Raw genomic sequence first — 3,215 nt, 5'->3', positions numbered from 1 at the left:
CGCGGGGGCCGCGCGGCGTGTGGGGCTGCTCCTCGATGAACTGGGCGCCGAGGATCTCGCGGACGACCGCCTCGCCGTAGCGCTGACGGCCGTCGGCGGTCGCCGAGCGGGTCGTGCGGGTGACCGGGCGCGCGGCGGGAGCCGGACGCTCGGCGACGGGGGCGGGCCGCGGCGGGGCGGCGGGCTCGGGCGCGGCGGCGGGCTCGCCGGGAGGTGCGACGGTCGCCCAGGAGTCGGGCATCGGCGGCTCGACCGGCGGCATGTCCTCCTCCGGCGGCTCCTCGTCGAACGGGGGCTCGTCGCCGGCGGGAGCGGCTTCAGCGGCGGCGACGGGAGCGGCGCGCACCGGCTCGGCGGCCGCGGCGGGGGCCTCCACCGGAGCGGAGGGAGCAGCCGCCTCGGCCGCAGGGGTCGGATCGGCGGGGATCGCCACCGTTGCCCAGCCGTCGGAGCCGGTCGCGGCCGGGATCGGCGCAGCCGGGGCGGGCGCGGCGGTCGCCTCGACGGCGGCGCGCTCGGCCTCCGGGGCGGCGGCGCGAGGCTCGACACGGGCGATGTACTTCACCCGCAGGCCGAGGACCTGCTGGATCGCCTGACGCAGGTACTCGCTGACTCCGGGCTGCCCGGCGGTTCCCGACATCTTGAACGACTCGACGTCGTTCTGGCTCGGGAACGAGAGGGTCAGCACGTCGTCCTTGAGGGCGCGCACCTGGGCGGTGTAGGCCACCAGCCAGGCGGTCATCTTCGCCTTCTGCACGACCTCGAGGATCTCGGGCCAGGTGTCCTTCATCCGCTGGAGGGTGACCGCGCCGTCGGCGGGTGCGTCGCCCGCGGCCGCAGCGGGTGCGGCGGCCGCGGAGGCGGCGGCCGCCTCAGTGGACGCAGCGGCCTGATCCGACGGCTCCTGCTCGACCGGCTCCGGACGAGCCGCCGTGGCGGTCGTCGCGCGGGGGCGTCCTGACTCGGCCGACGCGGACTCGTCCGCCTCCGGCGCGGCCGCCGTCTCCTCGGGCGCCGTCACCGGCGGCGCGGCGACCGGTGCGGACGCGGTCACCGGCGCCTCGGTGCGCGGAGCGGCCGCGATGGTCTCGGGCACCGAGCCGGGAGCGGCGGCGTGCGAGGCGTGGTGGGGCTCGGGCGCACGGGACGGCTCGGGCGCACGGGACGGCTCGGACGCGCGCGACGCCTCGGACGACCGCGGGGCGGGCGCCGCGGTCTCGCGCGGCGGGGCCACGTGCCGCGGGCGCTCCTCCTGGGCCGCGACGGGCGCGATGCCGGCGCCGGTGCCGTGCACCAGGGTGCGGGCGATCATCAGCTCGAGGTGCAGGCGCGGCGAGGTCGCACCGGTCATCTCGGTGAGGGCCTCGTTGACCACGTCGGCGATGCGGGAGAGCTCGGCCAGGCCGAGCGCGCGCGACTGGCCGGCCATGCGATCGAGCTCGTCCTGCGAGACGCCGCGGAGGACGGCCGAGGCCGCTCCCCCGGTCGCGGCGACGACGATCAGGTCGCGGAGCTTCTCGAGCAGGTCCTCGACGAAGCGGCGCGGGTCCTGCCCCGTCTGGATGACGCGGTCGACCGCTCCGAACGCCTCGGCGGAGTCGTGCTCGGCGAGCGCGTCGACCACCTCGTCGAGCAGGGCGCCGTGGGTGTAGCCGAGGAGGGCGACGGCCCGCTCGTACTCGACGGTCTCGGCCTCGGAGCCGGCCATCAGCTGGTCGAGCAGGGAGAGCGTGTCGCGGACGGACCCGCCGCCCGCGCGGACCACGAGCGGCAGCACGCCGGCCGTCACGTGCACGCCCTCGCGCTCGCAGAGCTCCTGCGTGTAGTCGAGCATCTGCGCCGGCGGGACGAGCCGGAACGGGTAGTGGTGCGTGCGCGAGCGGATCGTGCCGATGACCTTGTCGGGCTCCGTGGTCGCGAAGATGAACTTCACGTGCTCCGGCGGCTCCTCCACGATCTTGAGCAGCGCGTTGAAGCCCTGCGGCGTGACCATGTGCGCCTCGTCGAGGATGAAGATCTTGAAGCGGTCGCGCGCCGGGGCGAAGATGGCGCGCTCGCGCAGATCGCGCGCGTCGTCGACTCCGTTGTGGCTCGCCGCGTCGATCTCGACCACGTCGAGCGAGCCCTGGCCCTCGCGGCTGAGCTCGACGCAGCTGTCGCAGACGCCGCAGGGGGTGTCGGTCGGGCCCGTCGCGCAGTTGAGGCAGCGGGCGAGGATGCGCGCCGAGGTGGTCTTGCCGCAGCCGCGGGGGCCGCTGAAGAGGTAGGCGTGGTTGACGCGGTTGGTGCGGAGCGCCGTCATGAGCGGATCCGTCACCTGGGACTGGCCGATCATCTCGGCGAACGTCTCGGGCCGGTACCGGCGATACAGGGCTGCTACCACCCGACAAGAGTAGCCGCGACCTCCGACACCGGAGCCGGGACGGCGGACCTCCGAGCGCGCGTAGCCTCGGTCCCGTGCTCCCGCCGCCTCCGCTCCCCCGCTTCGACGCGGTCGTGCTCGCCGGCGGACGCGCTTCCCGCCTCGGCGGCGCGGTCAAGCCGCTCCTCCGGCACCGCGAGTCGACGCTCCTCGGCACCGCCCTCGCAGCCGTGCGCGGAGCCGAGCGGAGGGTCGTGGCCGGACCGTCGTCGCTCGCACCGGCCGTCGACGGCGCCGAGCTCGTCCAGGAGGATCCGCCGTTCGGCGGCCCGGTCGCGGGCCTGGCCGCCGCGCTGCCCCTGCTCGACCGCCCGGGCGCTCCGGACTGGGTCGTCGTTCTCGCCGCCGATCTCGTCGCCCCCGCTCCCGCCGTGCACACGCTGCTCGAGGTCGCGTCGAACGCCGTCGAGGCCTCCCTCCTGGCCGTCGACGCGAGCGGCCGAGCCCAGCAGCTCCTCGGCGTGCACCGGCGAGCGGCCCTCGTCGAAGCGCTCACCGCGCTCGGCGATCCCGACGGCGCCTCGGTGCGCGCCCTCCTCCGGGTCCTTCCCCCGCGGCTCGTGACGGTGCCCGGAGGGACGACCGACGACGTCGACGCGCCCGCCGACGCGCACCGGCACGGGATCGACCTGCCGGTCCCGCGCGGCGCAGACTGAGCGGATGGACGACACGACCGGCCCCCGCCCCTCCGCCTCCGACGGCGCCCGCCCCACCGAGGAGGTGCTCGCCGGCTGGTGGGCCGAGCTGTGCTCCGCGCTCGGCCTCGGCGAGGTCCCGGTGGACCCGGACGCCC

General features: G+C 76.5%; 2 protein-coding genes. One reads left to right on the top strand and one right to left on the bottom strand.

Annotated elements, in window-relative coordinates; genetic code table 11:
• On the bottom strand, nt 1-2,383 hold a 2,383-nt coding region (locus C5D36_RS16475), incomplete at its 3' end, for a DNA polymerase III subunit gamma and tau (RefSeq protein WP_104296294.1).
• 74 nt (nt 2,384-2,457) lie between these two features.
• Between C5D36_RS16475 and C5D36_RS16470 the strand changes: the two genes are divergently transcribed.
• Nucleotides 2,458-3,078, top strand: a complete 621-nt coding sequence (locus C5D36_RS16470) for a molybdenum cofactor guanylyltransferase (RefSeq protein ID WP_258062977.1) — start codon at nt 2,458-2,460, stop codon at nt 3,076-3,078.
• Nucleotides 3,079-3,215: the final 137 nt, after the last annotated feature.

It is taken from the genome of Rathayibacter sp. AY1C6 (assembly GCF_002931535.1).
In the GTDB taxonomy this organism is placed as follows: domain Bacteria; phylum Actinomycetota; class Actinomycetes; order Actinomycetales; family Microbacteriaceae; genus Rathayibacter.
The sequence above is the reverse complement of the archived record's forward strand: the minus strand, read 5'-3'. Positions and strand labels throughout refer to the sequence as shown.